Genomic DNA, 14,836 nt, shown 5'->3' with positions numbered 1-14,836 from the left:
CGGCCGCCGCCCGCACTGTGGCCTTACCCGGGCCGCTGCGCCCGCTTCTCGCGGCTCGCCGTCCCGGCCGCACCATCGGCCGCGCGCCGGGTGGCGCCGTCCCGGCCGCACCGACGGCCACGCGCCGGAACGGGCGCGGCGACGGCTCAGGCGGCCGGTCTGCGGAACACGGTCACGGCGAACTCCGCGTCGTCGTGCCAGGGGCGCAGGTCCCAGGTGGCGAAGCGGTGTTCGAGGCGGAGCCCGGCGGCCACCGCGTCGGCGTCCAGCCCGGTGACCGGGTAGCCCCGGTCGGTGCCGAAGCCGACCACCACGAGGCCGTCCGGGCGGACGTGCGCGGCGACGCGGGACAGCACCGCGCGCTCGGTGCCGGGGGCGACGAACACCATCACGTTGCCGGCCACCACGGCCGCGTCGAACGGTTCGGGCTCGTCCTGTGCGGCCAGGTCCAGCTCGGCCAGGTCGGCCACCAGGAAGCGCGGGCCGGGATGATCGGCGCGGGCCGCGTCGACGAGCACCGGGTCGGCGTCGACGCCCACCACGGTGTGGCCCCGGGCGGCCAGCGCGGCGGCCACCCGGCCGGTCCCGCAGCCGGCGTCCAGGATCCGCGCGCCGGGCGGGACCAGCGCGTCCAGCAGCCGGGCCTCGCCGGCCAGGTCCGCCCCTTCGGCGGCGAGCCGGCGGAACCGGTCGATATACCACTGCGAGTGGCCTGGCTCGGTCTCGGTCACCCAGCGGGTCGGCTTACCCATGCCGTCACGGTAACTGATCTTGTCGGGCCAGGGCGGGGGAACCTCGGCCGAGGGCTGGAAGGCGCCGGTGGCGGCCGGGGCGCCGGTGCGCGTCCCGGCCACCACCGTCCGCCACGGTCGGTCAGCCCTTCTCGGCGCCGCTGGTGAGGCCCTCGGTGAGCAGCCGCTCGCTGGCGAAGAAGAGGACCACGATCGGCAGGGTGAGGATGACCGAGCCGGCCATCAGCACCGTCTTCGGCACCTCGACGCCGTCGGCGAGCAGGGACAGGCCCAGCGACACGGTCCACCGGTTGGGCCGGTCGACCAGGAAGAGCAGCGCGAAGAGGAACTCGTTCCAGGCGATCATGAAGTCGTAGAGGGCGACCGCCATCACCGACGGCGCGGCGAGCGGGAGGCTCACCCGGCGGATGATGCCGAGCCGGCCGGCCCCGTCGATCGCCGCGGACTCCTCCAGGCTGACCGGGATCGTCTCGAAGTAGTTCTTCAGCATGTAGACCGAGACCGGCAGGGTTTGCGAGATGTAGACCAGCACCAGCCCGACCAGCGACCCGCGCAGCCCGGCCCGGGTGAAGACCACGAAGAGCGGGATCGCGATGACGATCGACGGGAACAGGTAGACCGCCAGGAACAGCGCGCTGACCTGCCGGCGGCCGAAGAACCGCAACCGGGACACCGCGTACGCGCCGGGGATCGCGATCACCAGGGTGAGCGCGGTGGCGGCCAGCGCCACGATGCCGCTGTTGCGGATGAAGGCGAGGAAGCCCTGCCCGCCGTCCTCGACCGACTTGAGCACCTCGGCGTACGTGGCCACGGTCAGCTCGCCGACCGGCACGAGCAGCGAGCCGGGGTCGAGCAGCAGCCGCTCGATGGGGCGCACGGAGAGCACCAGCATGTACCAGAACGGCAGCAGGGTGACCACGAGGAAGGCGGCGATCACCAGTCGGCGCAGCCAGCGCAGGCTCACCGTCTCGACACGGTCCCGGTCCATCACGCCTCCTCCCGCCGGCCGCCGAAGAAGCGCAGGTAGATCGCCACGAAGACGATCAGCACGACGGCCAGCACCACCGCCTGCGCCGCCGCCGCGCCGATATCGGTGCGCGCGGTGAGGAACTGGTAGACCCGGACGCTGACCACCTCGGTGCCGGCCGAGCCGCCGGTGAGCAGGTAGACGTCGTCGAACTTGTTGAAGGTCATGATGAACCGGAGCACCCCGATCAGCGCGATCACGGGCATGAGCTGGGGCAGCAGGATGTGCCGGAAGCGCTGGGTCGGGGTGGCGCCGTCGACCCGGGCGGCCTCCTCCAGCTCGGCGGGCACGGCCTGGAGCCGGGCCAGCAGGAACAGGAAGGCGAACGGGAAGTAGCGCCACGCCTCGAACGCGATGACCGTCCAGAGCGCGGTGGACTCCTGGGACAGGAACGGCACGGGCGCGTCCCAGCCGAGGAACCGCCGTCCCCAGTCGTTGACGAAGCCGATCTGCGGGTCGAGCATGACCTGCCAGACGAACGTCATGGCGACCACCGGCGCCACGTACGGCAGCAGCATCGACGCGCGGACGATCGTGCGGCCCCGGAACGGGCGGCGGACCACGAGCGCCGCCACGAGGCCGACCAGGATCGATCCGGCCGTCCCGCCGGCGCTGTAGACGACGGTGGTCCAGAGCGTGTCGGCGAAACCGGGGGTGTGCAGCACCCGGTCGATGTTGTCCAGGGTCAGCTCTCCGAAGAGGCCGGTGCGGCGCAGGGTCGCGAGGCGTACCCGTTGGAAGGCCAGCACCACGGTCCAGACGATGGGGATGCCGATCACCGCGACCACGACGAGCAGGGTGGGGGTGACCAGCGCGAGCCCGGCGCGGGACTCGCGGCGGCGCAGGGTGAGCGGGCGTCGGCCGCCGGGTCGGCGGGGTCGCTCCCGGGTGGGGGAGCGGCCGGCCTCCGGCGCGGTGGTGGTCAATTCACGCCCTTGGCGATCGCGTCGACGTCCTTCTTCGCCCGCTCGGCGGCGGCGCGGGCGTCGGACTTGCCGCCGATCACGTCGGCGAGCGCCTTGGGCACGGGCAGTTCGCCGAGGATCGCCCCGACCAGCTTCCCCTGGCCCTGGGTCAGCCCCCAGCGCTGGAAGGTGTCCGGGCTCTTGCGCAGGGTGGCGAGCACGTCCTCGCCGTAGACCGCCGACAGCGGCTGCTTGCGGTCCACCCCGGCCTGGCTGGTGTTCCAGGCGGTGAGGAAGTTCTGCTTGTCCTCGGCGGTGCCGGTGCGGACCGGGAAGCGTCCCTCGGGGGACATGCCGAACCAGCGCGGGTAGCCGTCGGAGAGCATGTACTCCACGAAGGACGACGCGGGGTCGCTCGCGCCGTCGAGCACCGTCCAGGAGCTGATCTCGCCGTACTGGGCCGGCTCGGCGCCGTTCGGGCCCTTGATGGCGGTGACGAAGCCGCTGTTCTTCGCCAGCCACGCCGGGTCGGACTGGCACTGCGGGCAGGTCGGCTTGGCGTCGTTCCGCAGCCCGGCCAGCTCGTCGAGGATGAACGGCGACCAGATCAGCATTGCCGCCTTGCCGGCGAAGTAGGTGGCGCGGGTGGTGTCCACGTCCTGCGCGCCCTTGACCGAGTTGTTCCGCATCAGGTCGCCGTAGAAGCGGAACGCCTCCACGCACTCGGGGGAGTCCAGCGTGACCTTGCCCGCGTCGTCCGTGAGCTGGCAGTTGTTGGCCAGGGCCAGGTGCTCGAAGGTCTGCTGGGTGAAGACGTCACCGGGTGCGGTCGCCGCGGTGATGCCGGCGACGCCGCCGGTGTTCAGCTTCGCCGCCGCGGCGGCGATCTTCTCGTACGTGTCGGGGGCGGGCAGGCCGGCCGCCGCGAACAGGTCCTTGCGGTAGACCAGCAGCTGGCCCCACCCGTCGCTCGGCACGGCGAGCTGCCTGCCGTCCTCGCTGGTCAGGTCGAGGGCGCGCGGGGAGAAGGTGTCCCGGCCGAGCTTCTCGACGACCCGCTTGTTGGCGTCCGGCTCCAGCAGGTCGTTGCCGGCCAGGGTGCGCACCCCGGCCAGGGAGACCGAGCCGACCACGTCGGGCAGGTCGCCGGCGGCGGCGCTGGAGGCGATGAGGGAGGGGAACTGGTCCTCGTTGACGGTGACCAGATTGACCTTGACGCCGGTCTTGGCGGTGTAGTCGGCGATGATCGCCTTGGTGGCGTTCACCCGGTCCGCGACGTCTTCCAGGCTCCACACGGTTATCTGGGAACTGTCGGATTTCGGCTCGTCGTCACCGCAGGCCAGCAGGGTTGTCCCGGCAAGTGCCATGATCAGGGTGGAGGCGAGCATCCGCATCGAGGGTGATGACATCGGTGGCACTCCTCTCGAAGGGTACATCAGGGATTCAACGCCCTCGATTGATCAATTACAAGACATTTGTCGATATTTCGGGGTAGGATCGGGTCCGGCACTTCCCTCGGAGCGACGCCATGGGCAACTGGGTTGTCTCTCTGGCCGGGCCCCGGCGCGTGAGCCTGGAGCCCTGCCCCCCGGACCCGCTCGGCCCGGGCCAGGTCCGCGTCCGCACCTGCTACTCCGGGATCTCCGCCGGCACCGAACTGACCCTCTACCGGGGCAGCAACCCCCGGCTCAGCAAGGACTGGGACGACGCCACCCGGATGTTCGTGCCCCGGCAGGCCGCGCCGGCCTACCCCGTGGTGGGCTTCGGCTACGAGGAGGTCGGCGAGGTCGTCGAGGTCGCGCCCGACGTCGCCGACCGCCGGCCCGGCCAGGTCGTCTGGGGCATCTGGGGGCACCGCGCGGAGGCCGTGCTGGCCGCCGGCGCGGTCACCCCGCTGCCGCCCGGGCTCGACCCCCTGGTCGCCGTCTTCGCCCGCCCGGGCGCCATCGCGCTGACCGCCGTGCTCGCCGGTGACCTGCACCTCGGCGACTGGGTCGGTGTCTTCGGGCAGGGCGTCATCGGGCTGCTCGGCACGCGGCTCGCCGTGCTCTCCGGAGCCCGGGTGGTGGCCGTCGACCGGGTGCCCGACCGGCTCGCGCACGCCACCCGGCTGGGCGCCCGCCGGGTCGTCGACGCCGCCGTCGACTCCGCCGCCGCCGCACTGCACGCGGCCACCGGCGGCCGCGGCGCGGACGTCTGCCTGGAGCTGTCCGGGTCGTACCCGGCGCTGCACGAGGCGATCCGCGCCACCGCCCACGCCGGCCGCGTCGTGGCCGCCGGCTTCTACCAGGGGTACGCGCACGGGCTGGGACTCGGCGAGGAGTTCCACCACAACCGGATCCAGCTGGTGGCGGCCCAGGTGTCCGGGCCCGCCCCGGCACCCGGCACGGCCGGCCGGTGGACCGGGGCGCGGATCGCGCACACCTTCATGGACCTGGTGGCCGAGGGCAGCGTCGACCCGCTGCCGCTGGTGAGCCACGTCGTCGACGCGGGCGCGGTGGCCGACGCGCTGGCGTTGCTCGACCGCGGTGACGGTGACGTCCTCCAAGTGGTGCTGAGGTTCTGAATGACCATCCCACTCGCCTGCCAGGAGCAGTTGCTCCCCGGCGCCGGCCTGCCCGAGAAGTACGCCCTCGCCGTTTCCCTCGGCTACCAGGGCATCGAGCTGCGCGGCCGGGGTGACCTGGCCTTCGCCCGGCGGCTGCCGGAGCTGCGCCGCGCCCGCGCCGAGGGCGTGGTCATGCCGACCGTCTGCGTCGAGATGGACCACTTCATCGGCGACTTCGACCCCGAGCGCTCCCGCGACGCCGTGCGCAACCTGCGCTCCCAGCTCTCGGTGATCGCCGAGCTGGGCGGGATCGGCGCCATGACCCCGGCCGCCTGGGGGATGTTCTCCCGCCGGCTGCCGCCGTTCGAGCCGCCCCGCCCGCCCGAGGGCGACCGGCAGGTGCTGGTCGACACCCTGGGCGAGCTGGGCGAGCACGCCCGCGCCGAGGGGGTCACCCTCTTCCTGGAACCCCTCAACCGCTACGAGGACCACATGGTCAACCGGCTCGACGAGGCGGTCGACCTGTGCCGGGCCGTCGGGCTGCCCTCGGTGCGGGTGGTCGCCGACACCTACCACATGAACATCGAGGAGGACGACGCCTGCGCGGCGCTGCGCGCGGCCGCGCCGTACCTGGGGCACGTGCAGGTCAGCGACTCCAACCGGCACCAGCCCGGGGCCGGGCACCTGGACTGGCCGGGCCTGCTCGCGACGCTGGACGGGATCGGCTACCCCGGCTGGCTGGCGCTGGAGTGCCGGCTGCGCGGCGAGCCGGTCGCCGCCCTGCGCCAGGCCGCCACCGTCCTGGCCCAGGCCCGGCCGCGGCGGGCGGCGGCGTGAACGCCGGTGTGCCCGGCGGCGCCGCCGGGGTACGGGCCGGCGGGCCCCGTCGCACCGGCGCCGAGCGGGCCGCCCGGCTGCGCCGGCTGGCGCTGGCCACGCTCGACGCCAACTGGGAGCACGACCACACCGTCCCGTCCCGCACGCTCTACCCGCACCAGTGGAGCTGGGATTCGGCGTTCATCGCGGTCGGGCTGGCCCACGTCCGGCCCGACCGGGCCTGGCGGGAGCTGCGCACCCTGTTCGCCGCGCAGTGGGCCGACGGGCGGGTGCCGCACATCGTGTTCAACCCGGCGCTGCGGGTCGGCGCGTACTTCCCCGGGCCCGAGTTCTGGGACTCGGCCCGGGCCGACGGCGCCCCGGCGGCGGCCACCTCGGGGATCGTCCAGCCGCCGGTGCACGCCCCGGCCGCGTGGCTGGTGCACCGCCGCGCCCCCTCCGAGGCGTCCGTGGCGGCGCTGCGCTGGCTCTATCCGCGGCTGGTGGCCCAGCAGCGCTACCTGACCAGCCGGCGGGACGTCGGCGGGGGCGGGCTGGCCGCCGTCGTGCACCCGTGGGAGTCCGGCCTGGACAACAGCCCGGCCTGGGACGCCCCGCTGGCCGCGGTGCCCGCCGACGAGGCGGTGATGCGGGCGTACCGCCGGCACGACACCGCGCACGCCGACGCCGCGCACCGCCCCACCGACCTGGACTACGCCCGCTACGTCGCGCTCGTGGACGCCTACCGGGCGGGCCGCTACCGGGACGAGGGGCTGCGCGGCCGGCACCCGTTCCTCGTGGAGTGCCCGCTGGTCAACGCGGCGCTCGGGCTCTCCGAGCAGGCCCTCGCGCGGATCGCCACCGTGGTGGGCGCCGACCCGGGCCCGCACCGGGACCGCGCGGCGCGGATCACGCAGGCGCTGGTCGACCGGCTCTACGACCCCGTCACCGGCACCTTCCGCCCGCGCGACGTCCGGGCCGACCGGCTCGTCCCGGCCCGCACCGTGCTCGGGCTGATGCCGCTGATGCTGCCCGACCTGCCGGCCCAGCACGTGCGGGCGGTGCTCGCCGAGGCGTGCTCGCCCCGGTTCGGCCTGGCCGCCCGGATGGACCGCCCGCTGCCCACGTACGACCGCACCGCGCCGGACTTCGAGCCGCTGCGCTACTGGCGCGGCCCGAGCTGGGTGAACACCGGCTGGCTGCTGTGGCGTGGGCTGCGCGCCCACGGTCACGCCGACCTGGCCGCCGGGCTGCGGGAGTCCCTGCTGGACCTGGTCGACGCGGCCGGCTGCCACGAGTACTTCCACCCGGACACCGGCGCCGGGCTCGGCTCACCGGCGTTCGGCTGGACCGCCGCGCTCGTGCTCGACGCCCTCGCCGAGGGCTGAGCCGCCCGCGCCCGCCGGCGTCGCGGGGGGAGGCGACGCCGGCGCCTCAGGCGGGCAGGGTCAGGCGATGCCGGCGGGGGTCGCGCCGCCGGCCCGCAGCGCGGACATCGGCGCGTCGTCGATCGCGTAGCCGAGCGCGTCGACCACCTCGACCACGCCGCTGACCTGCCGGGCCAGCCGCAGCGCCAGGCGCACGGTGGACCAGCGTTCGAGCTGCCCGGTCATGGTCACGACGCCACCGTGCACGGTCACGTCCACCACGCCGTCGGGCATGCCGAGGGTCCGGCGCAGCACCTCCTCGCGGACGTCCCGCCGGATGTCGGCGTCCGGCCGCAGGTGCACCTTGAGCAGGTCACCGCGGGTCACGATGCCGACCAGCCGGCCCAGGTCGTCGACCACCGGCAGCCGCTTCACGCCACGGGCATCCATGGTGCGGGCCGCCTCGACCAGCGACGCGTCCGGCGCGACGGTGACCGGAGGTGCGGTCATCAGGTCGTCGGCCCGGGTCGCGCCGGCCTTCGCCCGCGCCTCCCGCCGGTGCCGGTCGGGCAGGATCCGCCGCGGCTGCGGCTGCCCCAGCAGCTCCACCTTGTACATGAGGTCCGCCTCGGAGACCACCCCGAGGACCAGCCGGGCCTCGTCCACCACCGGCACGGCCGTGACCCGCCGGGCGGTCAGCACCTCCACGATCTCCCGGTACGCCGTGTCCTCCCGTACCGTCGCGACGTCGACGGTCATCACGTCCTGCACCTGCCACGTTCGCATGGCGACCTCCCTCTTCCCTCCGGCACTCCAGCTCGGCGCCTCTTGCGCTCCGCCGCGACCTGGAGCCGCCGGTTCCGACGCTACGGACGGGCGGTGAATGGGAGCAGGGGCTCAGGGACCGGGCCGGCGGGCCGGAAGTCCCGGCTCAGCCGGCCGGCACCGGCGCCGGATCGGCGGGTGCGGCCGGGGTCGGCACGGCCGCCGCGCCGTCGGCGGGCGGGTCGGGGATCAGCAGCTCGGCCGGCACCGGCTCGACCTCGACCCGGCAGTCGTGGAACGTCGGCGCCGCACCCAGGTCGGTGTCGCGCACGGCGGTGACCGCGTTGACCGTGGCCCGGCCCGGGCTCAGCCGTGCCCAGTAGGCCTTGTAGGTGAACGCCAGGCCGGGCCGGGTCGCCTCGTCGACGGCGACCGCCGCGAGGAACGCGCCCCGGTCGTTGCGTACCCGCACCGCGTCGCCGTCGGCGAGGCCGCGCGCCGCCGCGTCGGCCGGGTGCAGGTGCACCCGGGGCGGCCCGGTGCGCCGGGCGTGCCAGGGCAGCGAGGCGAAGGTGGAGTTCATGAGGAACCGGCCGGCCGGGGCGAGCAGCACCAGCGGGAACCGGCGGGCCAGTTCGGCGTCGGCCGCCTCGACGGGCGGGGTGTGCCCGGGCAGCGGGTCCACCCCGAGCCGGGCCAGCGCCGGGTCGTGCAGCCGGGCCCGGCCGTCCGGGGTGGGGAAGCCGCCGGCCGCGAAGGGCGCGGCGCCGACCGGCACCCCGGTGGTCCGGGCGTACGTCTTCTCGCGCAGTTCCTCGAAGCCGACCGGCGTGCCGGCCAGCAGTTGCCGGGCCAGGTCCTCGTCGCTGTCGCGGAACCGGGGGTGGTCGATGCCGAGCGCGGCGGCGATCCGCCGGAAGATCTCGGTGTTCGGCAGCGCCTCCCCGGGCGCCCGGGTGACCGGCAGGTTCAGCGTCGTGTAGTGGTGACCGTAGGACGAGTGCAGGTCGAGGTGCTCGGGCTGCATGGTCGCCGGCAGCACCACGTCGGCGTAGTCGCAGGTGTCGGTCCAGCGCTGCTCCAGCACCACGGTGAACAGGTCGGCGCGGCGCAGGCCGGCGAGGAGTCGGTTCTGGTCCGGGGCGGTGGCGGCCGGGTTGGCGTTGAACACCACCAGCGAGGTCACCGGCGGGTCGGCCTCGCCGGTGAGCAGGGTCGCCAGCCGGCTCATGTTCAGCTTCCGGGCCCGCGGGGCCGGCATGCCGGGCGGCCGGACCACCCGGTCCTCGTCGATCGGGTGGTGCCCGCTGGTCGACACCAGCGCGCCGCCGCCGGGGTGGCGGAAATCGCCGGTGACCAGCGGCAACGCGCAGATCGCCCGGATCGCCTGGCCGGCGCCGTGGTGGCGTTGCAGGCCCAGGCCGACCCGCACGGCGGTGGGCCGGGTGGCGGCGATCCGGTCGCCGAGCCGGCGGACCACCTCGACGGGCAGGCCGCACTCGGCGGCGGCCCGCTCCACCGGCCACTCGTCGAGCCGGGCGGCCAGCTCGGGCCAGCCGACGGTGTGCGCGGCCAGCCACTCCTCGTCGGCCGCGCCGGCGTCGCGCACGTGCCGCATGAGCCCGAGGGCCAGGGCCGCGTCGGTGCCGGGCAGGAGAGCGACGTGCTCGTCACCGCGGGCCGCGGTGTCGGTGCGCAGCGGGTCGACGGTGACCACGTACGCGCCGCGTTCCCGGGCCTGCTGCACGAACGGCCACAGGTGCAGGTTGGTGGCGAGCGGGTTGGCGCCCCACAGCACGACGAGCTTCGCCGCGACGATCGACTCCGGCTCGAAGCCGACCGAGCCGCCGTAGATCGACTGCAGCGCCGCCCGGGCCGCGCCGGTGCAGATGGTGGTGTCCAGCCGGGACGCGCCCAGGTGGGCGAAGAGCCGCTGGCCCATCGTCCAGCCCTGCACGTGGCCCATGGTGCCGGCGAAGTAGTAGGGCAGCACCGACTCCGGCCCGTCGCGGTCGATGCTCGCCCGCAGCCCGGCGGCCACCCGCTCGACCGCCTCCGCCCAGCTCGCCGGCCGGTAGGCGACCCGCCCGGCGCCCTTCGGGCCGGTGCGCACGTAGGGCGTGGTCAGCCGGTCGGAGCCGTTGACCGCGTCGAGGTAGCGGTTGACCTTGCCGCAGAGCGCGCCCCGGGTGAACGGGTGGTCGCGGTCGCCGCGCAGCGCGACGGCCCGGCCGTCTTCCACGGTGAGCTGCCAGACGCAGGTGTCCGGGCAGTCCAGTGGGCAGGCGCCGGGGTGGGTGGTGCGGGCCATGCGGCGAGCCTACCGAGCCGCGGGCGCCGGCCGGTTCCCGCAGCGGTGGCGGGGCGGGTCAGGCGATCGGTCGCCAGTCCGGTCCCTCGGGCCGCCCCGTCGAGGTCAGCGCGGCGAGCATCACGTCCTCGACCTGCTCGGGCGTCAGGTGCTCCCGGCGGTCGGCGCCCGGCACGTACGCGCCCCACGCCCGGCCGTCGGGCTCCTGCAGGACGACACCGACCGGGTCGCGGTGGTCGCTCACCGCCGCGATGACCCCCCACGGCCGGCGGATGTGGACCTGCTGCCGGAGGTCCGGGTCGAGTTCCCGCAGCCATCGCCGGACGGTCTCCCGGTCGTCCAGCCCGACCGTCTCCGTCGTGGTGCGGAAGAGGCTGTACGTGGTCAACAGCTCCGCGACGTCCTGCCGCGGCCGGTCCGGCCTGCCCAGCAGTTCTCCCAGCCATCCCATCCGGCTGCTCCGTTCCCGCGTCGGCGCCCCGGCCTCCGGGCGGCACGGCGGAAGTGCCCCGTCGTGCGGCGGCGGCAAACCCGACGGCCGCCGCGGTGGCCCGCCGGCCCGGGCGGAGCCGCCCGGACGCCGGGCCCGGCGGAGTGCTCGGACGGCACTACGCTCCCCACGCGGTGGTTCGCGGAGAACCGGGTTCGGTGCCTGGATGTGGGGAGCACGAGGAACATATGCGCGAGATCGACAAGGTTGCCTGGATCCGGATCGAGGACGGCCGGGTGCTGAGCACCCGGTCCCGGGGCAAGGACGTCTGGTATCTGCCCGGCGGAAAGCGGGAGGCCGGTGAGACCGACCTGGCCACGCTGGTCCGAGAGGTCGCCGAGGAGCTGGACGTGGCCGTCGTGCCGGAGTCCGCCGCGCCGGTGGGCGTCTTCACCGCGCAGGCCCACGGCCACGGCGCCGGCACGCTGGTCCGGATGACCTGTTACGCCGCCGACTACCGGGGCACGCTCCGGCCGGCGAGCGAGATCGCGGAGCTGGCCTGGCTCGGCTACGCGGACCGGGACCGCGTCTCCCCGGTGGACCAGATCATCTTCGACCACCTCCGGTCCCTCGGCGCACTGCGCTGACCGCCGCTCCCTCCGGCAGCAGTCGGGCCAGGGCGCGCAGCGCGGTGCGGACCGTCTGGTCGTCGGCGCTGAGGCTGACCCGCAGCCCGGCCGGGGCGCCCCGCCGGGCGGCGAACTCGTCGGTGCCGGCGACCGCGACGCCGCGCCGGCGGGCGAGCGCGGTGACCGCCTCGGCGTCGCCGTCGAGGCGTACCCATGCGAAGGGGGCGGGCCCGGGCGCCGCGACCCGGTCGCCGAGCAGTTCCCGGGCGAGCGCCGCCCGGCCGGCCAGCTCGGTGGCGCGGGCGGCGGCGAGCTGGTGCGCGTGCCCGCCGAGCACGAGCTGCGTGGCGACCTCGGCGACCAGGGGAGCGGGCGCCCAGGCGAGGGCGCGGGCCGCGGCGCGCAGCGGCTCGGCCAGCGACGGCTGGGCGTACCGGTAGCCGATCCGTAGCCCCGGGGCGAGGGTCTTGGTGAGCCCGCTCAGGTGGACGGTGCGGGCGTGCCACGCGGCCACCGGCGCCGGGCGGTCGGGCAGCAACGCGCCGAACGGGTCCTCCTCGATGACCACCAGGTCGCGGGCGGTGGCGACGGCGGCGAGCTCGCGGCGGCGGTCGGCGGGCACGGTGAGCCCGGTCGGGTTGTGCAGCGTGGGGTGCAGGTGCAGCGCGGCGACCGGGCGGCGGGCGCAGAGCCGGTCGAGGGCGTCGGGCCGGGGGCCGGCCGCGTCGCTGGGCACCGTGGCCAGCTCGACCCGGAGCAGCCGGGCGGCGGCGAGCAGGCCGGGGTTGGTGAGTTCGGTGGTCACCACCACCTGCCGGGGCGCGGCGAACGCGGCGAGCGCGGCGGCCAGCCCGTGCTGTCCGCCGGCGGTCACCTCGACCCGGTCCGGCTCGGGCCGCCAGCCGGCGTGCGCCATCCAGCGGGCGCCGGCGATCCGGTGCCGGACCGCGTCGGCGTCCTCCGCGCCGATGGCGTGCGGGTCGGCGGCGAGCCGGTGCAGGATCGGCGCGACGGCCCGGTGCACCGGGCCGTGGCCGGGCGGGTGCACGGCGGCCACGTCCAGCACGGGCGCCGCGCCGGCCGGTGGCGGGGCGGGCGCCGGGGCGACGAAGGTGCCCCGGCCCACCTCGCCGGTGAGCAGGCCGCGCCGGGCGGCCACCTGGTAGGCCCGCCCGACGGTGGCGACCGTGACGCCGAGCCGCCGGGCCAGGTCCCGCTGCGGCGGCAACCGGTCGCCGGGGCCGAGCCGGCCGGCCGCGATGTCGGCGCCGATCGCGTCGGCGAGCGCCAGGTAGCGGGGCCCGAGGCTGACCAGACCCGTCGGCTCCCAGATTGTCACCGTGACAATCTAGCTGCCGCGCGCCCCGGCCGCCGCCGGATTGTCACCGTGACAATCCGCACCGGCCGGTTCCCCTGGTACGCGCCGGAGGCTGCCCGCATGACCGCCACCTCGGCCGCCCTCTGGCGGCACGCCACCTTCCGCCGGCTCTGGCTCTCCGACGCCGTGAGCACCCTCGGGACCCACGTGACCAGCGTGGCGCTGCCCCTGGCCGCGCTGACCGCGCTCGGTGCCGGCGCGACCGGGGTCGCCGCGCTCACCGCCGCCACCACCCTGCCGTACCTGCTGCTGGGTGTGCCGGCCGGTGCGCTGGTGGACCGGCTGCCCCGCCGCGCCGTGCTGGTCGGCGCCGACCTGGCCCGGGCCGTGCTCCTGGCCAGCGTCCCGCTCGCCTGGGCGGCGGGCCTGCTGAGCCTGGCCCACCTCGTCGCGGTGGCACTGCTGGCGGGCTGCGCCACCGTGCTGTTCGACGTGGCGTACTTCGCGGCCGTGCCGGCGGTGGTGCCCGCCGCCCGGCTGGCCGACGCCAACGCCCGCCTCGAGGCGACCCGGGCGGTCGGTCAGACCGCCGGCCCCGGCCTGGCCGGCGTCCTGGTCGGCGTCCTCGGCGCGCCGCTGGCCCTGCTGGTCGACGTCGCCAGCTTCGTCACGTCGGCGCTCTTCCTGGCCGGTACGCCCCGGCTGGCCCGCTCGGCGGCGCCGGGATCCGGCGGGCTGTGGCGGGACGCCGCCGGGGGGATCCGTTTCGTGTTCCGGGACCCGGTGGTGCGGGCGCTGACCCTGTGCTCCGGCCTGACCAACCTGTGGCATGCCGGCTTCCTCGCCATGCTGCTGGTCCACGCGGTACGCGAGCTGCGGCTGCCCGCCGCCACGGTCGGCCTGCTGGTCGCCGCCGCCAATGTCGGTTACCTGCTCGGCGCGGCGGTGGCCGGCCGGGCCCGCGCCCGCCTCGGCGTCGGCCGGGCGGTCACCGGGGCGGCGGTGCTCCAGGCCGGGGCGGCCCTGGTGCTCTGGCCGCACCCGGCCGGCATCGCCCTCGGGCTGGCGGCGAGCGCCTTCGCGAGCGGGCTCTACAACGTCAACGCGGTCAGCCTCCGGCAGGCCGCCACCCCGCCGGCGCTGCTGTCCCGGATGACCGCCACCAGCCGGTTCGTCATCTGGGGCGCGATGCCGCTCGGCGCGGCGCTGGGCGGCGCGCTGACCGGGCTGCTGGGTGCGTCGGCGTACCTCGGGCTGGCGGCCGCGGGGATGGCCGCCGCGGCGCTGGTGACCCGCTGCTCGCCGGTCTGGCGTATCCGGGACTTCCCGGTCCCCCGGGCGACGCCGGCGGACGCCGCGACGCCGGCGGCGCGATGAGCGCCGTTTGCCGTCGGAGGAGTCGGGTAACCGCGGGCGCGACACTCCGGGCCGGCTCGGGCCGGGGCTGTCGGACATCCGGCGGCGTCCGGCGACGACAGGAGTACGGCTGTGCGGTTTCCCCGATTCGTCGAGGCGGTGTCCCGCCGGTCCGAGCTGCCCACCGAGCAGGCCGCCACGATCTCCCGGGCGGTGTTGCAGACCCTCGCCGAGCGGATCACCGCCACCGAGTCGGTGGACCTGGCCGCGCAGCTGCCCGACGAGGTCGGCAGCTATCTGGCCGCGCCGGGTGAGGGCGGCACGACCGGCGGGGCGGTCGCCTTCCTGTACCGGGTCGCGGAGCGGGCCGGAGTGGACCCGGCGGTCGCCGAGGTGGGTGCCCGCGCGGTGCTCGCCACGCTGCGCGACACGGTCACGGTCGGCGAGTTCGAGGATCTCGTGGCGCAGCTCCCCAAGGGATTCGACGCGATGGTCGACCCGATCCCGCGTCCGCCGTACGATGTGTAGGCAGGCTCCCCGCGACCCGGGTTGAGCTGCGGCGACGAGGCCGCCCAAAGTGGAAAATCCACGGCCGGGAAGTATTTTCACCGT

14 protein-coding genes are annotated in these 14,836 nt (G+C 75.6%); 6 read left to right on the top strand and 8 right to left on the bottom strand.

Annotation, left to right across the window (positions count from 1 at the left end; all coding sequences use genetic code 11):
- Window positions 1-146: 146 nt before the first annotated feature.
- The 4 genes from ABZW14_RS20445 to ABZW14_RS20430 all read right to left on the bottom strand — a co-directional run bounded on the left by ABZW14_RS20445 (window position 147) and on the right by ABZW14_RS20430 (window position 4,093).
- Window positions 147-752: a class I SAM-dependent methyltransferase gene (locus ABZW14_RS20445; protein WP_355348599.1), complete on the bottom strand. Its 606-nt coding sequence runs from the start codon at window positions 750-752 to the stop codon at window positions 147-149.
- Between the two features lie 121 nt (window positions 753-873).
- Window positions 874-1,740, bottom strand: a complete 867-nt coding sequence (locus tag ABZW14_RS20440; RefSeq protein ID WP_355348597.1) for a carbohydrate ABC transporter permease — start codon at window positions 1,738-1,740, stop codon at window positions 874-876.
- Window positions 1,740-2,705: a sugar ABC transporter permease gene (locus ABZW14_RS20435; protein ID WP_355348594.1), complete on the bottom strand. Its 966-nt coding sequence runs from the start codon at window positions 2,703-2,705 to the stop codon at window positions 1,740-1,742. Before ABZW14_RS20435 ends, ABZW14_RS20440 begins: the two co-directional genes overlap by 1 nt.
- Entirely contained in the window at window positions 2,702-4,093 is a 1,392-nt protein-coding gene (locus ABZW14_RS20430; RefSeq protein WP_355348591.1) for an extracellular solute-binding protein, read from the bottom strand. Before ABZW14_RS20430 ends, ABZW14_RS20435 begins: the two co-directional genes overlap by 4 nt.
- Window positions 4,094-4,212: 119 nt before the next feature.
- Here ABZW14_RS20430 and ABZW14_RS20425 point away from each other — a divergent pair, with 119 nt between their 5' ends.
- The 3 genes from ABZW14_RS20425 (at window position 4,213) to ABZW14_RS20415 (ending at window position 7,436) form a co-directional block, all read left to right on the top strand.
- Window positions 4,213-5,250, top strand: coding sequence for a zinc-binding alcohol dehydrogenase (locus ABZW14_RS20425; protein WP_355348588.1), 1,038 nt, complete (start codon window positions 4,213-4,215; stop codon window positions 5,248-5,250).
- Window positions 5,251-6,069 carry a sugar phosphate isomerase/epimerase family protein gene (locus ABZW14_RS20420; RefSeq protein WP_355348585.1) on the top strand — a complete coding sequence of 273 codons (819 nt, stop codon included), beginning with the start codon at window positions 5,251-5,253 and terminating at the stop codon, window positions 6,067-6,069.
- 77 nt (window positions 6,070-6,146) lie between these two features.
- The gene (locus ABZW14_RS20415; protein WP_355348841.1) at window positions 6,147-7,436 is read left to right on the top strand and encodes a hypothetical protein; all 1,290 of its coding nucleotides are present in this window, start codon (window positions 6,147-6,149) and stop codon (window positions 7,434-7,436) included.
- A gap of 60 nt (window positions 7,437-7,496) precedes the next feature.
- On the opposite strand, the gene ABZW14_RS20410 is transcribed toward ABZW14_RS20415, so the two are convergent.
- The 3 genes from ABZW14_RS20410 to ABZW14_RS20400 all read right to left on the bottom strand — a co-directional run bounded on the left by ABZW14_RS20410 (window position 7,497) and on the right by ABZW14_RS20400 (window position 10,942).
- The gene (locus ABZW14_RS20410; RefSeq protein WP_355348582.1) at window positions 7,497-8,201 is read right to left on the bottom strand and encodes a CBS domain-containing protein; all 705 of its coding nucleotides are present in this window, start codon (window positions 8,199-8,201) and stop codon (window positions 7,497-7,499) included.
- Window positions 8,202-8,346: 145 nt separating this feature from the next.
- On the bottom strand, window positions 8,347-10,491 hold the full coding sequence (locus ABZW14_RS20405; protein ID WP_355348579.1) for a molybdopterin-dependent oxidoreductase: 2,145 nt from the start codon (window positions 10,489-10,491) through the stop codon (window positions 8,347-8,349).
- A 58-nt stretch (window positions 10,492-10,549) separates the two neighbouring features.
- Window positions 10,550-10,942 (bottom strand): hypothetical protein, encoded by a 393-nt coding sequence (locus ABZW14_RS20400; protein ID WP_355348576.1) that lies wholly within the window; start codon window positions 10,940-10,942, stop codon window positions 10,550-10,552.
- Between the two features lie 227 nt (window positions 10,943-11,169).
- On the opposite strand from ABZW14_RS20400, the gene ABZW14_RS20395 reads away from it, so the two are divergent.
- The gene (locus tag ABZW14_RS20395; protein WP_355348574.1) at window positions 11,170-11,568 is read left to right on the top strand and encodes an NUDIX domain-containing protein; all 399 of its coding nucleotides are present in this window, start codon (window positions 11,170-11,172) and stop codon (window positions 11,566-11,568) included.
- On the opposite strand, the gene ABZW14_RS20390 is transcribed toward ABZW14_RS20395, so the two are convergent.
- Window positions 11,528-12,889, bottom strand: coding sequence for a PLP-dependent aminotransferase family protein (locus tag ABZW14_RS20390; RefSeq protein WP_355348571.1), 1,362 nt, complete (start codon window positions 12,887-12,889; stop codon window positions 11,528-11,530). The genes ABZW14_RS20395 and ABZW14_RS20390 overlap by 41 nt on opposite strands.
- Before the next feature lie 48 nt (window positions 12,890-12,937).
- Between ABZW14_RS20390 and ABZW14_RS20385 the strand changes: the two genes are divergently transcribed.
- Together ABZW14_RS20385 and ABZW14_RS20380 are read left to right on the top strand one after the other, a co-directional pair.
- Complete coding sequence (locus ABZW14_RS20385) at window positions 12,938-14,245, top strand: MFS transporter (protein WP_355348568.1); 1,308 nt, start codon at window positions 12,938-12,940, stop codon at window positions 14,243-14,245.
- Window positions 14,246-14,356: 111 nt separating this feature from the next.
- Complete coding sequence (locus ABZW14_RS20380) at window positions 14,357-14,752, top strand: DUF2267 domain-containing protein (protein WP_355348565.1); 396 nt, start codon at window positions 14,357-14,359, stop codon at window positions 14,750-14,752.
- Window positions 14,753-14,836: the final 84 nt, after the last annotated feature.

Source organism: Micromonospora sp. NPDC004551, assembly GCF_040609975.1.
Lineage (GTDB): Bacteria > Actinomycetota > Actinomycetes > Mycobacteriales > Micromonosporaceae > Micromonospora.
The sequence above is the reverse complement of the archived record's forward strand: the minus strand, read 5'-3'. Positions and strand labels throughout refer to the sequence as shown.

Excerpts from the sequence above, each read along its gene's own strand:
- ABZW14_RS20445 (WP_355348599.1), bottom strand. The coding sequence starts at position 752 with ATGGGTAAGCCGACCCGCTGGGTGACCGAGACCGAGCCAGGCCACTCG.
- ABZW14_RS20440 (WP_355348597.1), bottom strand. The coding sequence starts at position 1,740 with ATGGACCGGGACCGTGTCGAGACGGTGAGCCTGCGCTGGCTGCGCCGA.
- ABZW14_RS20430 (WP_355348591.1), bottom strand. The coding sequence starts at position 4,093 with ATGTCATCACCCTCGATGCGGATGCTCGCCTCCACCCTGATCATGGCA.
- ABZW14_RS20425 (WP_355348588.1), top strand. The coding sequence starts at position 4,213 with ATGGGCAACTGGGTTGTCTCTCTGGCCGGGCCCCGGCGCGTGAGCCTG.
- ABZW14_RS20420 (WP_355348585.1), top strand. The coding sequence starts at position 5,251 with ATGACCATCCCACTCGCCTGCCAGGAGCAGTTGCTCCCCGGCGCCGGC.
- ABZW14_RS20410 (WP_355348582.1), bottom strand. The coding sequence starts at position 8,201 with ATGCGAACGTGGCAGGTGCAGGACGTGATGACCGTCGACGTCGCGACG.
- ABZW14_RS20405 (WP_355348579.1), bottom strand. The coding sequence starts at position 10,491 with ATGGCCCGCACCACCCACCCCGGCGCCTGCCCACTGGACTGCCCGGAC.
- ABZW14_RS20400 (WP_355348576.1), bottom strand. The coding sequence starts at position 10,942 with ATGGGATGGCTGGGAGAACTGCTGGGCAGGCCGGACCGGCCGCGGCAG.
- ABZW14_RS20395 (WP_355348574.1), top strand. The coding sequence starts at position 11,170 with ATGCGCGAGATCGACAAGGTTGCCTGGATCCGGATCGAGGACGGCCGG.